Genomic DNA, 18732 nt, shown 5'->3' with positions numbered 1-18732 from the left:
GAAGAACCTTGCTCACGCTCACCCCCGCCGCGACGGTCCCGGCCGACGTCCCCTGGCTGACCCTGCTGCTCGTCTGGCCGTTGATCGGCGCCGCCGTGCTCTGGGCGCTGCCCAGGCCGGCCGGATCCACCGTGGCCGGCCCCCGCCGGGTCCGCGAGATCGCACTCGGCTTCGCCCTGGTCGAGGTGGTGCTGGCGGTCGTCGCCGGGATCACCGCCTTCGGCTCCGGTGCCGACGCCGGCAGCTACCAGCTCTACGAGATCCACCGCTGGATCCCGCAGTTCGGTGTCTCCTACGCCCTGGGCGTGGACGGCGTCGGCATGCTGCTGATCGGCATGGCCGTGGTCCTGGTGCCGCTGGTCGTCCTGGCCTCCTGGAAGGAGCAGGGCTCGCAGACCGCCGCCTCCAACCGGCTGCGGCACTACCTGGCCCTGGTCCTGGTGCTGACCTCGTTCATGGTCGCGGTCTTCGCCGCCCGGGACCTGTTCCTGTTCTACGTCCTCTTCGAGGCGATGCTGATCCCGGTCTACTTCATGATCGGCGCGTTCGGCGGACCGCAGCGGCGCTACGCCGCAGTGAAGTTCCTGCTGTTCTCGCTGGCCGGCGGACTGGTCATGCTGGTCGGCGTCATCGTGCTCTACCTGCACGGTCCCGGCGGCGAGCAGGGCTTCCTGATCAGCAACCTCACCGGGCTGGACCTGCCCACCGGCACCGGTCGCTGGCTGTTCCTGGCCTTCTTCCTGGCCTTCGCGATCAAGGCGCCGATGTTCCCGGTGCACTCCTGGCTGCCGGACGCGGCCGAGCAGGCACCGGCCGGGACCTCCACGCTGCTGGTCGGCGTCCTCGACAAGGTCGGCACCTTCGGGATGCTGACCCTGTGCCTGCCGCTGTTCCCCGAGGCCTCCCGCTGGGCGGCCCCGGTGATCATCGCCCTCGCCCTGGTGTCGATCTTCTACGGCGCGCTGCTCGCCCTCGGTCAGCAGGACCTGTTCCGCCTGGTCGCCTACACCTCGGTGTCGCACTTCGGGTTCATCGTGCTGGGCATCTTCGCCTTCACCTCGACCTCGGTCGGCGGCTCCTCGTTCTACATGGTCAACCACGGTCTGAGCACCGGCGGACTCTTCCTGCTGGTCGGCTTCCTGGTCGCCCGCAAGGGCTCGGCCAGGATCGCGGACTTCGGCGGGCTGCAGAAGGTCACCCCGGTGCTCGCCGGGACCTTCCTGGTGATCGGCCTCTCCGCGCTGTCCCTGCCGGGCCTGTCGACCTTCGTCAGCGAGTTCCTGGTCATCGTCGGCACCTTCGGCAGCCACCGGCCCGCCGCGATCATCGCCGCGGTCGCCGTGGTGCTCGCCGCGCTCTACGTGCTCTGGACCTACCAGCGGGTGTTCACCGGCCCGGTCCGCGACGAGCTGGCCGAGACCCGTGACCTCTCGGGTCGTGAGCGCTGGGTGGTCGGCCCGCTGATCGCGCTGATGCTGGTGCTGGGCTTCTACCCGGCCCCGGCTCTGCACCTGGTGGACGAGCCCGCCACCGCCACCATCACGCAGGTGGGCGTCGCCGACGCCCCGGATCCGGTCACCGCTGGTGACGAGGGGAGCGAGCAGTGATCTTCAACGCTCCGGACATCGCGTGGGCGCAGCTCACCCCGGTGCTGTTCCCGCTCGGGGCGGCGGTGATCGGCGTCCTGGTCGAGGCCTTCGCGCCCCGGGCCGCCCGTCGGCCCACCCAGCTGGCGCTCTCGCTGCTCGCCCTGCTCGGCAGCATCGTGTCCGTCGGACTGCTCTGGCCCGACGTGCGGGACACCGGGGGCACCGAGGTGCTCGGCGGCTCCATGCTGGTCGACGGCCCCACCCTGGTCCTCCAGGCGGTCATCGCCCTGCTGGCCCTGCTCGCGGTGCTGATCGCCGCGGACCGCACCTCCACCGGTGAGGACGCCTTCGCTCCCCAGGCCGCGTCCGTGCCCGGGTCCGGCTACGAGGAGTCCGCCCGCCGGGCGGGTCTGCAGCAGACCGAGGTCTTCCCGCTGATGCTCTTCGCCACCGGCGGCATGATGATCTTCCCCGCCACCGGCGATCTGCTGACCCTGTTCGTCGCCCTCGAGGTGCTGTCGCTGCCGCTGTACCTGCTGACCGGGATGGCCCGTCGTCGTCGCCTGCTCAGCCAGGAGGCGTCGATGAAGTACTTCCTGCTCGGCGCCTTCGCCTCCGCGCTGCTGCTGTTCGGCATCGTGCTGCTCTACGGGTACTCCGGCTCCCTGCGCTACAGCGACATCGCCGCCGCGGTCACCACGACCACCGGCATGGACGGCCTGCTGCTGGTCGGTGCCCTGCTGGTGCTGATCGGCCTGCTGTTCAAGGTCGGCGCGGTGCCGTTCCACTCCTGGACCCCGGACGTCTACCAGGGCGCCCCGACCCCGATCACCGGGTTCATGGCCGCCTGCACCAAGGTCGCCGCGTTCGGTGCGCTGCTGCGGGTGTTCTACACGGTCCTGCCCGGCATGCGCTGGGACCTGGAGCCGATGATGTGGACGGTCGCCATCGCCACCATGGTGGTCGGCACGGTGATCGCCCTGGTACAGACGGACGTCAAGCGGGTCCTGGCCTACTCGTCGATCGCGCACGCCGGCTTCGTGCTCACCGGCGTGATCGCCCTGGCCCAGAGCGGCATCACCGCCGTGCTGTTCTACCTGCTCGCCTACGGCGCGGCCACGGTCGGCGCCTTCGGCATCGTGTCCCTGGTCCGCGAGCGGGCCACCGCCGAGGTGCCCGAGGCCGCCCGCGCCTCGCTGGGCGTCGCGGTCGCCGCCGGCGTCCTGCCCGCCGGGTCGGACACCACCACCGGGGCCGACCCGGTCGACGACGCCGACGCCCCGGTGCTCGGCGAGGCCACCGACCTCTCCCAGTGGGCCGGTCTCGGCCGCACTCACCCGGTGCTGGCGACGACCTTCGCGCTGTTCCTGCTGTCCTTCGCCGGGATCCCGCTCACCGCAGGCTTCACCGGCAAGTTCGCGGTCTTCTCCGCGGCGGTCGACGGCGGCGCCTGGCCGCTGGCGCTGATCGGCGTCCTGGCCTCCGCGGCGGCGGCGTTCTTCTACGTCCGGCTGATCGTGCTGATGTTCTTCACCAGCCCGCAGGGCGGACCGCTGTCCGACGCCGACGCCGACGCGACCACCCGCCCGCGCACCGTGGTCGTGGTGTCGCAGGGCTACGCGGTCGCGGCGATCGCCGTGTGCGCGGTGCTGACCGTGCTGCTGGGCGTGCTGCCCGGCCCGGTGCTGGACGCCATCGCCGAGGTGGCGGTGTTCCTGCCCTGACCCGCGTACCCTCGTCAGGTCTCCACCGCCGCCCCGCGCCCCCGCGCGCGGGGCGGCGGTCGCACGTCAGTTCTGCTTCCAGCCGTCCGGCCAGATAGGTTCGTCCCGTGACATCCCCGACCGCCCTGCCGCTCGCCGACCCGGCCCTCGCCGAGCGGATCGCGGGTCGACTCGACCTGGTCGAGGACCGACTGCGTGCCGCCGCCGCCTATGCCGACGAGCTGGTCGACGACGCCGCCCACCACCTGGCCGACGCCGGTGGCAAGCGACTGCGCCCGATGCTGACCCTGCTGGCCGCCGAGCTCGGGGACGGGACCCGGGACGAGGTGCTGTCCGCCGCGGTGGTGGTCGAGCTGACCCATCTCGCGTCGCTGTACCACGACGACGTGATGGACTCCGCGCCGCTGCGCCGCGGGGCACCGGCCGCGCACGAGGTCTGGGGCAACTCGGTGGCGATCCTGGTCGGTGACCTGCTGTTCTCCCGGGCGTCGACCACCGTGGCGGATCTGGGCCCGGAGGCGGTGAAGATCCAGGCCGGGACCTTCGAGCGGCTGTGCCTGGGCCAGCTGCACGAGTCGATGGGCCCGGCCGAGGGTGACGACCCGGTGGAGCACTACCTGCGCGTGCTGGCGGACAAGACCGCCTCGCTGATCGCGACCTCCGCCCGGCTGGGTGCGATGTACGGCGGCTGCGCGGCGGAGGTCGTCGAGACCGTCGCGGCGTTCGGCGAGCGGATCGGCGTGGCCTTCCAGCTCGCCGACGACGTGATCGACCTGTCGCTGGACGGCACACTGTCCGGCAAGACACCCGGCACCGACCTGCGCGAGCACGTGCCGACCATGCCGGTGCTGCTGCTCCGCGAGCGCGCCGCCCGCGACGCGCGTGCCGAGGACGTGGCCCTGGTCGAGCTGCTCGACTCCGACCTGTCGTCGGATGAGGACCTGGCCCGCGCGGTCGCCGCGCTGTCCGCGCACGAGGTGGTCGAGCAGACCCGGGGCCGCGCGCTGGCCCTGGGGGACGAGGCGGTCGCCCTGCTGGCGCCGCTGCCCGCCGGGCCGGTGAAGGACTCGTTCGTGTCCTTTGCCGAGGCTCTGGTCAACCGCGCCAGCTGACCCACCCCACCCGCCGGGCTGTCTGCCTGCCGGGCTGTCTGCCTGCCTCAGTCGCCGGACTGCCAGCCTGCTTCACCCGCGGGGCTGTCTGGCTGCTTCACCCGCTGGGCCTGTCGGCCTGCCTCACCCGCTGGGCAGTGCGCCTGTCTCACTCGCCGAGCTGCCTGCCCGCATCACCCGCGGGGTTCTCCGCCACACCCGCGGGGCTGCCCGCCCGCCTACCTGCCCGACTGCCCGCCCGGCTCGGTCTCGGCGCGGCCGAGATCGGCACTCCGCGCCAGAATCGGCCCGGCGAAGTGCCGACCTCGGGGTGGGGTGCTGACCTCGGGGTGGGGTGCCGACGTCGGACGCGCTGGGGCGGGCCGGGTGCTCAGTCCTCCTCGGCGAGCTCCAGGGCGACCCGGATCATGTCCTCGCGCGGCACGACCTTGACCCGCTCCCGGCCCTCCGCCTCGCCGAGCGTGCGCTCGTAGGCGTCCAGCAGCTCCCAGCCGGACCAGTGGATCGGCCGGGCGCCGCGGGCCCGCAGGAAGTCCAGCACCGCCTCCGGGTCGGGCTCGGTCGCGGCGGGCAGCGTGCCGGCATCCGCGACCAGGTGCTCGATGGTCTCCTTGGCGTCGGACTTGGTGTGCCCGATCAGCCCGACCGGGCCGCGCTTGATCCAGCCGGTGGTGTAGACGCCGGGCACCGGGGCGCCGTCCACGTCGAGCACCCGGCCCTCGCGGTTGGCGATCACGCCGCCCTGGTCGTCGAAGGGCACGTCGACCAGCGGGGAGCCGAAGTAGCCGACCGCGCGGTACACCGCCTGCACCGGCCAGTCGTGGAACTGCCCGGTTCCGGTGACGGTGCCGTCCCCGGTGAGCACGGTGCGCTCGGTGCGCAGACCGACGACCTTGCCGTCCTCGCCCAGCACCTCGGCCGGGGCGTGCAGGAAGTGCAGGTGCAGCCGGCGGCTGGCGGTGAGCTCCTCCGGGTCCTTCAGCGTCCAGTCGGTCAGGGTCTTGACGACCTGCTTGGTCTGGTTGGAGGAGCGGATCGCCGCGTTCGAGCCCTCGTCGAACTCGAAGTCCTCCGGGTAGACGATCACGTCGACGTCCGGCACGTGGCCCAGCTCGCGCAGCTCCAGGCTGGAGAACTTGGCCTGCGCCGGGCCCCGCCGGGCGAAGACGTGCACATCGGTGACCGGGGAGGCGGCCAGCCCCTGGTAGACGTTCTCCGGCACCTCGGTGGGCCGCAGGTCCTCGGCATGCTTGGCCAGCACCCGGGCGACGTCCAGCGCGACGTTGCCGGCGCCGATCACCGCGACCTCACGGGCGGTCAGCGGCCAGGTGCGCGGGACGTCGGGGTGGCCGTCGTACCAGGACACGAAGTCGGCCGCGCCGTAGGAGCCGTCCAGCTCGATGCCCGGGATCGGCAGGTCGGCGTCCTTGATCGCGCCGGTCGCGAAGACCACCGCGTCGTAGTGCCGCCGGACGTCCTCCAGCTTGAGGTCCACGCCGTAGTCGACATTGCAGATCAGCCGGATGTCGCCGCGCTCGAGCACCTTGTGCAGGGCGGTGATGATCTGCTTGATCCGGGGGTGGTCCGGCGCGACGCCGTACCGCACCAGGCCGAAGGGCGCGGGCAGGCGCTCGATCAGGTCGATGGACACGTCCAGATCGGCGCGGGACAGGATGTCCGAGGCGTAGATGCCGGCGGGTCCGGCGCCGATCACGGCCACCCGGACGGGGCGGTGGGAGCTCACGCAGCTGCCTTCCTTCTTGTCGGTCGTCGTCTGCGGGTCAGTCTAGGTGGCCGGGCAAGGGGAACCTCAGTTGCCATTCGGCGACGATCTCCTGCCAACCGGTGGGCGCGCGGGCCCGGGGGTGGGCGGCCGGGGTTACGTTCTGCGCTGTGAACCCGCAGTCCACCTCCGCCCTCGATCCGCGCGGCCTCGCCAACGGGGTTTCCGCCTACCTGCTGTGGGGCGTGCTCCCGCTGTACTTCACCCTGCTGGTCCCGGCCGGCCCGGTCGAGATCATCGCGCACCGGGTGCTGTGGTCGTTGGTGTTCTGCGCGGTGGTCCTCACGGTCGGCCGGGCCTGGGGCGCGTTCGCCGCGGTGTTCCGGTCGGGCCGGACGATCGGGGTGCTGGGCCTGGCCGCGGTGCTGCTCGCCGTGAACTGGCTGACCTTCGTCTACGGCACGCTGTCCGGGCACGTGGTCGACGCCGCACTCGGCTACTTCATCAACCCGATCGTCACCGTCGCGCTGGCGGTGCTGGTGCTGCGCGAGCGTCTGCGCCGGCTGCAGTGGATCGCCCTCGGGTTCAGCGTGCTCGCGGTCGTGGTGATCACGGTCGGCGTCGGGCGCCTGCCGTGGGTCGCGCTGACCCTCGCGTTCTCCTTCGGCATCTACGGCCTGTTGAAGAACCGGGTCGGCCGGTCGGTGGGCGCGGCACCGTCGCTCGCCGTCGAGACGCTGGTGCTGGCGCCGGTGGCCGCGGGCTACCTGCTCTGGCTGAATCTGGCCGGGGAGGCGACCTTCGGCTCCAGCGGCGCGGGGCAGGCCTGGGCACTGGTCGGCACCGGCGTGATCACCGCGCTGCCGCTGCTGTTCTTCGGGGAGGCCGCCCGCCGTCTGCCGTTGAGCGTGGTCGGGATGCTGCAGTACCTGGCGCCGATCCTGCAGTTCCTGATCGGGGTGACCGTGCTGCACGAGACCATGCCGCCGGCCCGGTGGTGGGGATTCGGCCTGGTCTGGGTCGCGCTGGTGCTGCTGACCGTGGACGGCGTGCGGGCCGGGCGTTCCCAGCGCCGGCTCCGCGGTGTGGAACAGGCGGCGCTCAGCCGGTGAACCGCCGCAGGAAGTCCCGGGTCCGCTGCTCGCGCGGCGCGACCAGGACCTGCTCCGGGGGTCCCTGCTCCAGGATCCGGCCCTGGTGCAGGAAGCACACCCGGTCCGCGACGTGCCGGGCGAAGCTCATCTCGTGCGTGGCCAGCACCATCGTGGTGCCCTCGCCCTTGAGCTCCTCCAGCAAGCCGAGCACCTCGCCGACCAGCTCCGGGTCCAGCGCGGAGGTGACCTCGTCCAGCAGTATCAGCGCGGGCTGCCCGACCAGGGCCCGGGCGATGGCGACCCGCTGCTGCTGACCGCCGGACAGCTCGTCCGGGAAGGCGTTCGCCTTGGCGCCGAGCCCCACCCGGTCGAGCATCCGCGCCGCCCGGTCACGGGCCTCGGCCCGGTCCACCCCGTGCACCAGCCGCGGGGCGAGTGCCACGTTGTCCAGCACCCGCAGGTGCGGGAACAGGTTGTACGACTGGAAGACCATGCCGATCCGGGAACGCACCGCGTTGGCGTCCACCCGGGGGTCGGTGATCTCCTCGCCGGCCATCGTGATGGCGCCGTCGTCGACCTCCTCCAGCAGATTGATGCAGCGCAGCAGCGTCGACTTGCCCGAGCCGGAGGACCCGATCAGGACGACCACCTGGTGCTCGTGCACGTCGAGCGACAGGTCGTCCAGCACCACGTGGTCGCCGAAGCTCTTGCGCACCCGGTCGATCCGGAGCAGCGGCCCGCTCATCGCATGGCCCCCGCCCCGGCCAGTCCGCTCTGCGACCCGAGCCACCCGCCGCGCCTGGCCAGCGCATCGGTGAACCGGGTCAGCGGGATCGTCAGCAGCACGAACACGATCCCGGCCACCACGTAGGGCGTGAAGTTCGCGTATTCGGCGGTCTTGAGCTGCGCGGCCCGCACCGCGTCGATCGCGCCGAGGATCGAGATCAGGCCCGAGTCCTTGGACAGCGACACCAGGTCGTTCAGCAGCGGGGGGATCACGCGGCGGACCGCTTGGGGCAGCACCACGTGCCGCAGGGTCTGGCCGTGGGTCAGCCCGAGCGACCGCGCGGAGGCGATCTGCGACGGATGCACCGACTCGATGCCGGCCCGGAACACCTCGGCGACGTAGGCCGAGTAGGTCAGCACCAGCGCGACACCGCCGAGCACCACCGCGGAGGTGGGGATGCCCTGCAGCCGGAGTCCCGGCAGCCCGAAGCCGACCAGCAGCAGCACCAGGATCAACGGCAGGCCGCGGAACACGTCCACGTACCCGGTCGCCAGCGCGCGCAGCGGGAAGAACGCCGGACCGCGCAGGGTCCGGGCCAGCGCCAGCAGCATGGCCAGCACCACGATCAGCACCGCGCAGACCACCATCACCCGCACGTTGAGCCACAGGCCCTCCAGCACCCGGGGCAGCGACTCCCAGGCCACGTGCGGGTCCAGGAACGACTGGCGCACCCGCGGCCAGCCCGGCGAGCTGACCAGCGCGAGCACCGCGACTGCGGCGACGGCCACGGTGCTGACGACCGCGACCGCGGCGGACCGGCGCGCCCGGCCCCGGCGGTAGGCATCGCGGTCCCGCTGACGCGCCGACGGCGCCCAGGCGGTGGCCCGGGCGCCGTCGTGAGCCGTGTCGGCCATTACGTGAGGACCGGGGCGCCGGCGGCGTCGGTCAGCCACTCGGCCTGCAGGTCGTCCAGGGTGCCGTCGGCGCGCAGCGCGTCCACGGCGTCGGTGACCGGCTCGGTCAGCGACGACCCCTGGTCCAGGACCAGGCCGAACTGGTCCGGGTCGTCACCGGCCGGCAGCTGGCCCACCAGCACGCCGCCGTCCAGCTCCGCCGCGGTGATGTAGAGCGCGGTGGGCAGGTCGACGATGATCGCGTCGACCAGACCCGAGGTCAGCGCCTGCTTCACCTGGTCGTTGTCGTTGAACACCTGGATGTCGGTGGTCGGGTCGATCGTGTCCTGCGCCACCTGGAGGCTGGTGGTGCCGACCATCGCGCCGAGCGTGACGTCCTTGAGGTCGGCGAGGCTGCTCGCGTCGGCGGCCTTGCTGCCCTCGACGGTGACGACCGCCTGCGCGGTGTCGTAGTACGAGGAGGAGAAGTCCAGGTTCTCGGCCCGCTCCGGGCTGATCGACACCTGGTTGATCGCGAAGTCGAAGCTCTTGGCCCCGGGCGCGATGATCTGGTCGAACGTGACCGGGACCCACTCGACGTGGTCCGCGTCGTAGCCGAGCTGCTCGGCCACCGCGTACGCGACCGCGGACTCGTAGCCCTTGCCGTTGCTCGGATCGTTGTCCACGATCCACGGCTCGTAGGCCGGGTCGGAGGTGCCGATGGTCAGCACGTCCTCGGTCAGGGTGTCCAACGCGCCCGGTCCGGACGCCGAGGCGGTGTCCGTCGAGCCGCTGCTGTCGTCGTCGACCGGCGCACACGCCGCGAGCGCCAGGGCGCTCGCAGCGGCCAGGGCGACAAGGCGGGTGGTGGTGCGCACGGGATCTCCTCGGGGAGTGTCGGCTTCGCGCGGGTGCGCGAGGGCCACAGAGTAGGGGAACCTGCCGCGCGCCTGCGGCGTTGTCTCGTCAGGACACCGCACCACCGTCGAGGAAGGACCGTCATGGGCCACCGTCACCACAACGGCTTGAAGACCGCGCTGCTGTTCGGCGTGCTGTGGGCGGTGCTGCTCGGGATCGGCGCCGTCATCGCGAACGGGCGGTACATCTGGCTGTTCGCGGTCTTCGGTCTGGCCACCACGGCGTACTCGTACTGGAACTCGGACAAGATCGCGATCCGCTCCATGCACGCCCGCCCGGTGTCCGAGATCGAGCAGCCCGTGATGTACCGGATCGTGCGGGAGCTCTCCACCGAGGCGCGCCAGCCGATGCCCCGGCTCTACGTCTCCCCGACGGCCGCGCCCAACGCCTTCGCCACCGGGCGCAACCCCCGCAACGCCGCGGTCTGCTGCACCGAGGGCATCCTGCAGATCCTGGACGAGCGCGAGCTGCGCGGCGTGCTCGGACACGAGCTGATGCACGTCTACAACCGGGACATCCTCACGTCGTCGATCGCCGCCGCGGTCGCCGGCGTGATCACGTCCATCGCCCAGATCGCGCTGATCTTCGGCGGGGGCAACGACCGCGAGCGCGGCGGCAACCCGTTCGCGGCACTGCTGATGGCGCTGCTCGCCCCGCTGGCCGCCACCATGATCCAGCTCGCGATCAGCCGGACCCGGGAGTACGACGCGGACGAGGACGGCGCCAATCTGACCGGCGACCCGCTGGCCCTGGCCTCCGCGCTGCGCAAGCTCGAGTCCGGCACCCAGGCGCGCCCGCTGCCGCAGGACCGCGACCTGGTCGACGTCTCGCACCTGATGATCGCCAACCCGTTCAAGGGCGGCGGCGTCGGCAAGCTCTTCGCCACCCACCCGCCGATGGCCGACCGGATCGCCCGCCTGGAGCGGATGGCCGGTGACCAGGGCGGCATCACCCGCTACTGACCGTGCTGGCCCTCGCCGCTCCCGGTGACGCCGCCGTCCAGAAGCCAGTGGTAGCGCAGGCGGAGTGCGCGCTCGGTGCTCGCGGCGGCCGTGGCCAGCGCCAGGGCGACGTTGGTCCAGCCGCTCAGCCGCACCGGTGACGCGAAGGTCCCGAACCGGTCGGCGAGCGGCGGGATCTCGGAGACCTGCTGCACCAGCTGCGGCACACCGAGCCCGAGCCCGGCGAGCAGCACCAGCACCGACACTGCCCCGATCAGCCGGCTGAGGCCGGGGCTGCGACGTTCCAGGCGTGCCCGACGACCCTCCGCCGACCGGGGCTCGGGCTCCAGTTGCCGGGACTCGCCGGTCGCGGTCACGTAGTGACAGCGCCGCAGCCCGAACTCACTGGCCTGCACCTCGATCGCCCCACCCGGCACCGGGAACCGCGCGGGCAGCCTCGAGCCGGCCTGGTGACGCTCGTCCCGGAACAGGTGTGCCCGGACCTCGCCGTCGCTGTCGCCCCAGAGCCGGAGGTCGACCGACCAGCGTTCCGAGCGACCGTCGACGCCCACCAGGTCCAGGTGCATCAGCGCACGGGACAGGGGCTGCCACCAGCGGTAGGGCGGCAGTGGGCGGCCGTCCCCGGGCTTGACGCGTCGGGCGGCGCGGCGGCGGTTCCAGTCGGAGAACACGGGATCGACGCTACCGGGGTGTCGCGGCCCGCATCCGGCGGGCCGCGACCGGCTCAGCGGTAGTTCACGAACTGCAGCGCCGCGTCGATGTCGTCCGCGCCCTTGAGCAGCGCGATCACGGTCTGCAGCTCGTCGCGGCTCTTGGAGGACACCCGGACCTCCTCGCCCTGGATCACGGACTTCACGCCCTTGGGGCCCTCGTCCCGGATCAGTTTGGCGACCTTCTTGGCGTTCTCCGACGACAGGCCCTCCTTCAGGGATCCGGTCAGGCGGTACTCCTTGCCGAAGGACTTGGGCTCGCCGTCGCCGGTGTCGATCGCCTTGAGCGAGACGCCGCGCTTGATCAGCTTGGTCTGGAACACGTCCAGCACGGCCAGCACGCGCTCCTCGGAGTTGGCGGCCATCACGATGCTGTCGCCGCTCCAGGCGATCGAGGCGCCGACGTCCTTGAAGTCGTAGCGCTGGGCGATCTCCTTGGCGGCCTGGTTCAGCGCGTTGTCGACCTCCTGACGGTCCACCTTGCTGACGACGTCGAACGACGAGTCGCTGGCCATGACTACCTCCTGCGATGCGGGATCGGTGCGAGTGCTGCGGCGTCCGGGCGGGGTTCGACGTGGACGGATGTCACGGGAGGGCCCGAACCCTTGCTATCCTTCCATCCGCACGCAGGTCGTCCAGACCGGCGCGCAACCCTTGGCGGGTTACCCGAGTGGCCAAAGGGGGCTGACTGTAAATCAGCTGGCAACGCCTACGGGGGTTCGAATCCCTCACCCGCCACCACCGACAGGGCGTCCTCCGCACGGAGGACGCCCTGTTCTGGTCTCCGGGGGTGCTCAGCCGGCGGGGTCCGGTGAGGACGATCACGGGCGCGGGCCCCGGATTTCACTCCACGCCGCCACCCGTGTAATGTTCTCCGCGCTGCCCCGATAGCTCAGTCGGCAGAGCGTCTCCATGGTAAGGAGAAGGTCAAGGGTTCGATTCCCTTTCGGGGCTCTGTGATGTGTCAACGGGCCAGGACCACATGGTCCTGGCCCGTGGCTCATCCCTGGCGGGGTAGCTCAGTTGGTCAGAGCGCACGACTCATAATCGTGAGGTCGCGGGTTCAAGCCCCGCTCCCGCTACCAGCTAGGAATCCAGCGCGTCGGCCGGCGCGCGGTCGACAGATCACGGCGCCACGGCGCGAAGGGTGGCACGAACATGGCCAGCAAGAGCTCGGACGTCCGTCCGAAGATCACGCTCGCATGCACGGAGTGCAAGGAGCGGAACTACATCACCAAGAAGAACCGTCGGAACGACCCCGACCGGCTCGAGATGAAGAAGTTCTGCCCGCGCGACGGCCGTCACACGCTGCACCGCGAGACCCGCTGACCTCTCGATCAGCCGTGGCCGTCAATCCTGAGTTCGCCGGACGGGTCTACCCGCCGAACGAGCCGTACGAGGTCGGCCGCGTGAAGCTCCGCGAGTTCGCGGAGGCCGTGGGGGCGACGCACCCCACGCACACCGATCCCGCCGCCGCCCGCGCGTTGGGGTACCCGGACGTGATCGCTCCGCCCACCTTCGCGGTGGTCGTGGCGCAGCGCGCGGAGGCCCAGCTGATCCAGGACCCGGCGGCCGGGATCGACTTCAGCCGCGTCGTGCACGCCGACGAGCGCTTCGTGCACCACCGCCCGATCCACGCCGGGGACCGGCTGACGACGGTGCTGCACGTGGACGCGATCACCGAGCGGGCCGGGCTGTCGATGATCACCACCCGGTGCGTGATCTCCAGCGAGACCGGTGAGCCGGTGGCCTCGGTCAGCTCGACCCTCGCCGTCCGTGGGGAGGACGCCTGATGACGCTCCCCGCTCTCGGCGACCTGGCCGTGGGTCAGGAGGTCGCTCGCCGCACGCTCACCGTCGATCGTGCGCGGCTGGTGCGCTATGCCGGTGCCAGCGGCGACTTCAACCCGATCCACTGGAACGAGCGCTTCGCCACCGAGGTCGGTCTGCCGGGCGTGATCGCGCACGGCATGTGGACCATGGGTGCCGCGAGCTCGGTCGTGTCCGACTGGCTGGGCGACCCGGGCGCGACCCTGGACTACCAGACCCGCTTCGCGCGGACCGTGCCGGTGCCCGACCCCGGCCAGGCCGAGGTCGAGGTCGTCGCGGTGGTCGGAGCGCTGGACCCGGAGTCCACCACCGGCCGGATCGACCTCACCGTCACCTGCGACGGCACCCGGGTGCTGGCCAAGTGCCAGGCGCTCGTCCGGCTGTCCTGACGCTCAGGCGGTCGGTGCCGGACCCGTCGTGGTCCCCACCCGCAGGCTGACCGGCAGCATGGCGTTCTCCGGCTGTTCCCCGGCGAGCAGCCGCTGCACCGCCTGACCGACCACGGCGCCCTTCTCCGCGATCGGCTGCACCACGGTCGTCAGGACGTCGGGCGTCAGCCACGGCAGGTCCAGCCCGTCGAACCCGGCGATCGAGACGTCCTCGGGGACCCGGAGCCCCAGATCGCGCGCGCCGATCACCACGCCGGAGGCCAGCAGGTCCGACTGCGCGACGATCGCGGTGGGCCGCTGGTCGATCGGGCCGGACAGCAACGCGTGCGCCGCGGCGGTCCCGTGCTCCACCAGCGACGCGGGGGTCTCGTAGACGGCGACCGGTCGCACCCCGGCGTCGTCGATGCCCGCGAGGCGGCGCTCGGCGATCTTCCACCGGATGTCCGCGATCCGCTCCGGGCCGGCCACGGCCGCGCGGCGGTCCGGGCCGAACGGCAGGGTGACCGTGGCGATCCGGCGGTGCCCGAGCCCGACCAGGTGCCGGGTGGCCTCGGCGACGCCGGCCCGGTCGTCGATCCCGACCGTCACGATGTCGTCCAGTTCGTGGCCCTCGACCACGACCGCCGGGATGCCGCGCCGGCGCAGCGCCTGCAGCGTGGGGTCCTCGGCGGTGCCGCCCCAGATCATCACGGCGACGTCCATCGCCGCCGACTCGATCAGCGGGTCCACCGCCGGCTCGTCGACGCCGGTCGGGCCGGGGATCAGCAGTACGCCGAGACCGGCGGGCGCGATGGTGTCCACCAGGCCGTCCAGCAGCTGCACCGAGACCGGGTCGCGGAAGGAGCGCTTGAGCGCGTCGCCGACCACCACCCCGACGATCCCGGAGCGCCCGGAGCGCAGCTGACGGCCGAGCGGGTTGGGGCCCGAGTAGTCCAGCTCCCGCGCGGCGTCCAGCACACGCTGCTTGGTGGCCTCCGCGATCGGCCCGGCTCCGGAGAACGCAAGGGAGGCGGTGGAGACCGACACCCCGGCGCGGGAGGCGACGTCGGCGAGGGTGGGGCGTGGCGACACCGGGTCTCCTGCCTGCCGGGCGGCGAGGCCCGACGTTGGTTGTGCGGCCGGTCGGCGGTGATCGTGCCCGGATGGCCAGGAACGATGTTGACGCCGTCGCCAGCGTACCCGCACACTGGTCAGGTCCCTCTAATCGATTCGACCCGCACCTTCGGCGTCAGGATCGAAACGATTCGATCGACAGCAGACCACCACCCGAACTACCGGTGCCCGGCACGTGGCGAAGGCTTGACCCACGCGCCCGGCGGCACCATCCCACCGCCACGGCGGAGCCCCCTCGACCCCGTCCGGCGGGCGGGGCACCCGTGTCGTCCCCGCGCGGGCGTCGTCCGCGCGGCACCCCGACCTCGACAGCCCAGGAGACCGTCGTGAGCATCCCCCGTCCGCGCCCGCCCCGCGGGGAGCGTGGCCCGGTCGACCCCGTCGTCGCCCGCGCCCGCCGCTTGCTGCTCGGGCTGTTCATGCTGACCGGGCTGATGTTCTCCTCCTGGCTGGCCAGGATCCCGGCCGTGCGCACCGCGCTGGGCATGAGCGAGGCCGAGCTGGGCGGGATCCTGATCGCGGGGTCGGTCGGCTCGCTGGCGACCGTGTCGCTGGCGGGCTGGATGGTGGCCCGGCTCGGCGGTCGTACGGTGCTCTACCTGTCCACCGCGGCGTTCTCCGCGGCCTACGTGCTGATCGGGCTCGGTCCGACCTTCGGCTCGGTCCCGGTCCTCGCGGTCGGGATCTTCCTGTCCGGCGCGGCGTTCGCGCTCGGCAACGTGCCGTTGAACGTGGAGACCGCGGCGGTGGAGCGTCGACTCGGCCGGACCGTGCTGCCGCAGTTCCACGCGGCGTTCTCGATCGGCTCGGTGGTCGGGTCCGGGATCGGTGCGCTGGCGGCCCACGCCCAGGTGCCACTGCTGGTGCAGTTCGTGATCACGGCGGTGGTCGGCGCGGCCTGGCGGATCGCCTCGGTGCCGGGCGCGGTGCTGGACTCGCTGCCGCCGGACCCGGAGCAACGGGCCCTCGTGCGGGCGGCCCGGCTGGAGACGGCCACGGCGCCCGGCCGGGCCGGAGTGCTGGGCCGGACCGTGCGGCTGCGTGGCGTGCGACCCACCGCCCGTCCGGGATCCGCGCTGCACGCCTGGCGCGAACCGCGCACCCTGCTGATCGGCGTGGTGATCATGTCCGCGGCGCTGTCCGAGGGCTCCGCCAACGACTGGCTGGCTCTCGCGGTGGTCGACGGCTTCGAGCAGACCGAGGCGGTCGGCGCGGCGATGTTCGGCGTGTTCGTCGGGGCGATGACCGCGGTGCGGTTGCTCGGCACGGCGCTGATCGACCGCTACGGCCGCGTGCTGGTGCTGCGGTGCTCCGGTGTGGTGTCGCTGCTCGGGCTGGTGCTGTTCGGCTTCGCCCCGAACCTTCCGCTGGCCGCCCTCGGCATCATCGCCTGGGGCTTCGGCGCCGCGCTGACCGTGCCGATCGGCATCGCCGCGGCCTCGGACGACCCGTTGCAGGCCGCCGCCCGGGTCTCGGTGGTGTCCTCGTTCAGCTCGACCGCGTCGCTGGCCGCCCCGCCGCTGCTGGGTCTGGCCGCCGAGGCGATGGGCGCCCGGCACGCGCTGCTGCTGATCACCGTCTCGATGGTGACCAGCGTGCTGCTGGCCCGTGCGGTCGGCCGCCAGGAACAGCCGACAGCTGCCACCCTTGAACCCGCCACCCCCTGACCCCCGAGAGCCTGGACGATGACGACCACTCACCCTCAGGTCCGCGCGGCCTCCTTCGCCGTCTTCGCGGTCTTCGTGCTGAACGGCGCGAACTTCTCCAGCTGGGCCGCCCGGCTGCCCGCGGTCCGGGACGGCCTGGACCTGCAACCGGCGCAGATGGGCCTCCTGCTGTTGATCGGCTCGCTCGGCTCGATCGTGGCGCTGCCGTTGTCCGGGCTGATCGTGACCCGGCTGGGTGCGGCGCGGACGGTGCTGACCTTCGCGCTGGTCAACGCCTGCGGGTACCTGCTGGCCGCGCTCGGCGTCGGCCTCGGTCAGGTGCCGGTGGTCGCGGCCGCGCTGGTGCTGTGCGGGATCGGCACCGGCGTCTGGGACGCGTCGATGAACCTGGAGGGCGCCCTTGTCGAGCAGCGGCTCGGCCGCACGGTCATGCCGCGGTACCACGCCGGGTTCTCGGTGGGGACGGTGATCGCGGCCGGGATCGCCGCGGTGGCCGCCGCGACACGGGTCCCGGTGTGGGTGCACCTGCCGGTCGTCGTCCTGCTGACCACCACCGGGGTGTTCTTCGCGGTGCGGAAGTTCCTGCCCGCGGGGGCTGCCGAGGCCGAGGCGGTGCACCAGGAGGACGGACCGCGGCAGTCGGTGTTCGCCGCCTGGCTGGAGCCGCGCACGCTGCTGATCGGTCTGGTGATCCTGGCCGCCGCGCTGACCGAGGGTTCCGCGAACGACTGGCTGAGCCTGGCCGTGGTGGACGGCTTCCACCAGAACGACACCGCGGGTGCGATCGCGTTCGGGATCTTCGTCGCGGCCATGACGACGATGCGGTTCCTCGGCACCGTGCTGCTCGACCGGTACGGCCGGGTGGCGGTGCTCCGACTGTGCGCGGGGCTGGCACTGGCCGGGCTGCTCACCTTCGGGCTGGTGCCCACGGACATGCTCTGGCTCGCGGTGATCGGTGCGGTGCTGTGGGGGATGGGCGCCGCGCTCGGGTTCCCGGTCGGGATGAGCGCGGCCTCCGACGACCCGCTGCACGCCGCCGCCCGGGTGTCCGTGGTCTCGACCATCGGGTACAGCGCGTTCCTGGCCGGTCCGCCGCTGCTCGGCCTGCTCGCCGATCACGTCGGTTACCGGCACGCGCTGCTGGTGATCGCCGTGCCGATCGTGATCGGTCTGCTCGTGGTGAAGGTCGCCGCGCCGCAGCGTGCCGTCGATCCGCCTACCGTAGGGGCATGACCGTCACCACCCGCAGCGCCGACCTCGCCGACCTCACCACCCTCGGGGTGGGCGGTCCGGTCCGGGAACTGGTCGAGACCGACTCCGAGCAGGAGTTCATCGACGCGATCCGGGCGGCGGACGCCGACGGCACCCCGCTGCTGGTGATCGGCGGCGGGTCGAACCTGCTGGTGGACGACGAGGGCTTCGACGGCGTGGTGGTCCGGGACGTCCGGCAGGGCTTCACGGTGCCGGACCATTCGGCCTGCGCCGGGATCACCATGACCGTCCCGGCCGGCACCCGGTGGGACGACGTGGTCGAGCACTGCTCCGGCGTGCGGCTCAAGGGCATCGAGGCGTTGTCCGGCATCCCCGGGTCCACCGGCGCCACCCCGGTGCAGAACGTCGGTGCCTACGGGCAGGAGGTCTCCGAGACCATCGCGACCGTCCGGGTCTGGGACCGGCAGCGCGGGCGGGTGCGCACCCTGCCGTTGTTCGACCTGAAGTTCGGGTACCGCACGTCGCTGCTCAAGCAGTCGATGCTGGCCACCCCGGACGACCCGGCCACGCCCTGGTTCCCGACCCCGCGCTACGTCGTGCTCGACGTGACCTTCCAGCTGCGGGTGGCTCAGCTCTCCGAGCCGATCCGGTACGCCGAGCTGGCCCGCACCCTGGACATCGCGGTCGGTGAGCGTGCCCCGCTGCCCGAGGTGCGCGCCGCGGTGCTCGGCCTGCGCGCCGGCAAGGGCATGGTGCTCGACCCCGCCGACCTGGACACCCGGTCGGCCGGGTCGTTCTTCACCAACCCGGTGCTGACCGACGCCGAGGCGGCGGCCCTGCCGGAGGACGCCCCCCGGTTCCCCGCGGGCGAGGGCCTGGTCAAGACCAGCGCGGCCTGGCTGATCGAGCAGTCCGGCTTCGGCAAGGGCCACGGCCTGCCCGGGCCGGCGGCACTGTCCACCAAGCACACCCTCGCGCTGACGAACCGTGGCGGCGCGACCGCGGCCGACCTGCTGGCCCTGGCCCGCACGATCCGCGACGGTGTGGCCGAGCGCTTCGGCATCACACTG

At 72.3% G+C, this 18732-nt stretch carries 18 protein-coding genes and 3 tRNA genes; 14 read left to right on the top strand and 7 right to left on the bottom strand.

The window, feature by feature from the left end:
* The first annotated feature begins 8 nt into the window (after positions 1-8).
* The 3 genes from OGL89_RS12295 to OGL89_RS12285 all read left to right on the top strand — a co-directional run bounded on the left by OGL89_RS12295 (position 9) and on the right by OGL89_RS12285 (position 4425).
* Positions 9-1607, top strand: coding sequence for an NADH-quinone oxidoreductase subunit M (locus tag OGL89_RS12295; protein WP_263120440.1), 1599 nt, complete (start codon positions 9-11; stop codon positions 1605-1607).
* On the top strand, positions 1604-3313 hold the full coding sequence (nuoN, locus tag OGL89_RS12290) for an NADH-quinone oxidoreductase subunit NuoN (RefSeq protein WP_263120439.1): 1710 nt from the start codon (positions 1604-1606) through the stop codon (positions 3311-3313). The genes OGL89_RS12295 and nuoN overlap by 4 nt, the downstream gene beginning before the upstream one ends.
* A 107-nt stretch (positions 3314-3420) precedes the next feature.
* Positions 3421-4425, top strand: coding sequence for a polyprenyl synthetase family protein (locus tag OGL89_RS12285; protein ID WP_263120438.1), 1005 nt, complete (start codon positions 3421-3423; stop codon positions 4423-4425).
* A gap of 370 nt (positions 4426-4795) precedes the next feature.
* Here the strand turns inward: OGL89_RS12285 and OGL89_RS12280 are convergent, their stop codons facing one another.
* Positions 4796-6169, bottom strand: a complete 1374-nt coding sequence (locus OGL89_RS12280; RefSeq protein ID WP_263120437.1) for an FAD-dependent oxidoreductase — start codon at positions 6167-6169, stop codon at positions 4796-4798.
* 149 nt (positions 6170-6318) lie between these two features.
* On the opposite strand from OGL89_RS12280, the gene rarD reads away from it, so the two are divergent.
* A complete protein-coding gene (gene rarD, locus OGL89_RS12275) occupies positions 6319-7260 on the top strand; it encodes an EamA family transporter RarD (protein WP_263120436.1) in 942 nt (313 codons plus the stop codon).
* Here rarD and OGL89_RS12270 read toward each other — a convergent pair.
* Genes OGL89_RS12270 through OGL89_RS12260 form a run of 3 tightly spaced genes read right to left on the bottom strand, consistent with a single transcriptional unit; the run spans position 7250 to position 9740 of the window.
* Positions 7250-7987 carry an amino acid ABC transporter ATP-binding protein gene (locus OGL89_RS12270; RefSeq protein ID WP_263120435.1) on the bottom strand — a complete coding sequence of 246 codons (738 nt, stop codon included), beginning with the start codon at positions 7985-7987 and terminating at the stop codon, positions 7250-7252. The two genes, rarD and OGL89_RS12270, sit on opposite strands and share 11 nt — an antisense overlap.
* Positions 7984-8883 (bottom strand): amino acid ABC transporter permease, encoded by a 900-nt coding sequence (locus tag OGL89_RS12265; protein ID WP_263120434.1) that lies wholly within the window; start codon positions 8881-8883, stop codon positions 7984-7986. Before OGL89_RS12265 ends, OGL89_RS12270 begins: the two co-directional genes overlap by 4 nt.
* The gene (locus OGL89_RS12260; RefSeq protein ID WP_263120433.1) at positions 8883-9740 is read right to left on the bottom strand and encodes a transporter substrate-binding domain-containing protein; all 858 of its coding nucleotides are present in this window, start codon (positions 9738-9740) and stop codon (positions 8883-8885) included. Before OGL89_RS12260 ends, OGL89_RS12265 begins: the two co-directional genes overlap by 1 nt.
* Before the next feature lie 123 nt (positions 9741-9863).
* Here OGL89_RS12260 and htpX point away from each other — a divergent pair, with 123 nt between their 5' ends.
* Positions 9864-10742: a zinc metalloprotease HtpX gene (htpX, locus tag OGL89_RS12255; RefSeq protein ID WP_263120432.1), complete on the top strand. Its 879-nt coding sequence runs from the start codon at positions 9864-9866 to the stop codon at positions 10740-10742.
* On the opposite strand, the gene OGL89_RS12250 is transcribed toward htpX, so the two are convergent.
* A complete protein-coding gene (locus OGL89_RS12250) occupies positions 10736-11413 on the bottom strand; it encodes a hypothetical protein (protein WP_263120431.1) in 678 nt (225 codons plus the stop codon). The genes htpX and OGL89_RS12250 overlap by 7 nt on opposite strands.
* 53 nt (positions 11414-11466) lie before the next feature.
* Entirely contained in the window at positions 11467-11967 is a 501-nt protein-coding gene (locus tag OGL89_RS12245; protein ID WP_263120430.1) for a YajQ family cyclic di-GMP-binding protein, read from the bottom strand.
* A 141-nt stretch (positions 11968-12108) separates the two neighbouring features.
* Here OGL89_RS12245 and OGL89_RS12240 point away from each other — a divergent pair.
* The 6 genes from OGL89_RS12240 (at position 12109) to OGL89_RS12215 (ending at position 13670) form a co-directional block, all read left to right on the top strand.
* Positions 12109-12193: transfer RNA gene (locus tag OGL89_RS12240), tRNA-Tyr, on the top strand.
* A 140-nt stretch (positions 12194-12333) separates the two neighbouring features.
* Positions 12334-12406, top strand: a tRNA-Thr gene (locus OGL89_RS12235).
* Positions 12407-12460: 54 nt separating this feature from the next.
* A tRNA-Met gene (locus OGL89_RS12230) sits at positions 12461-12537 on the top strand.
* 73 nt (positions 12538-12610) lie between these two features.
* Complete coding sequence (gene rpmG, locus OGL89_RS12225) at positions 12611-12781, top strand: 50S ribosomal protein L33 (protein ID WP_169164420.1); 171 nt, start codon at positions 12611-12613, stop codon at positions 12779-12781.
* A 14-nt stretch (positions 12782-12795) separates the two neighbouring features.
* On the top strand, positions 12796-13245 hold the full coding sequence (locus tag OGL89_RS12220) for a MaoC family dehydratase N-terminal domain-containing protein (protein ID WP_263120429.1): 450 nt from the start codon (positions 12796-12798) through the stop codon (positions 13243-13245).
* The gene (locus OGL89_RS12215) at positions 13245-13670 is read left to right on the top strand and encodes a MaoC family dehydratase (RefSeq protein ID WP_263120428.1); all 426 of its coding nucleotides are present in this window, start codon (positions 13245-13247) and stop codon (positions 13668-13670) included. The genes OGL89_RS12220 and OGL89_RS12215 overlap by 1 nt, the downstream gene beginning before the upstream one ends.
* Before the next feature lie 3 nt (positions 13671-13673).
* Here the strand turns inward: OGL89_RS12215 and OGL89_RS12210 are convergent, their stop codons facing one another.
* A complete protein-coding gene (locus OGL89_RS12210; protein WP_263120427.1) occupies positions 13674-14741 on the bottom strand; it encodes a LacI family DNA-binding transcriptional regulator in 1068 nt (355 codons plus the stop codon).
* A gap of 368 nt (positions 14742-15109) precedes the next feature.
* Between OGL89_RS12210 and OGL89_RS12205 the strand changes: the two genes are divergently transcribed.
* The 3 genes from OGL89_RS12205 to OGL89_RS12195 all read left to right on the top strand — a co-directional run.
* A complete protein-coding gene (locus tag OGL89_RS12205; protein WP_263120426.1) occupies positions 15110-16450 on the top strand; it encodes an MFS transporter in 1341 nt (446 codons plus the stop codon).
* A gap of 18 nt (positions 16451-16468) precedes the next feature.
* Positions 16469-17683, top strand: a complete 1215-nt coding sequence (locus tag OGL89_RS12200) for an MFS transporter (protein ID WP_263120425.1) — start codon at positions 16469-16471, stop codon at positions 17681-17683.
* Positions 17680-18732: UDP-N-acetylmuramate dehydrogenase (locus OGL89_RS12195; protein WP_263120424.1), on the top strand; the 1053-nt coding region annotated here is incomplete at its 3' end. The genes OGL89_RS12200 and OGL89_RS12195, both read left to right, overlap by 4 nt.

It is taken from the genome of Cellulomonas sp. RIT-PI-Y, from assembly GCF_025642745.1.
In the GTDB taxonomy this organism is placed as follows: Bacteria; Actinomycetota; Actinomycetes; order Actinomycetales; family Cellulomonadaceae; genus Cellulomonas.
Note: the sequence above shows the minus strand (reverse complement) of the source record. Positions and strands in the feature narration are given on the sequence as shown.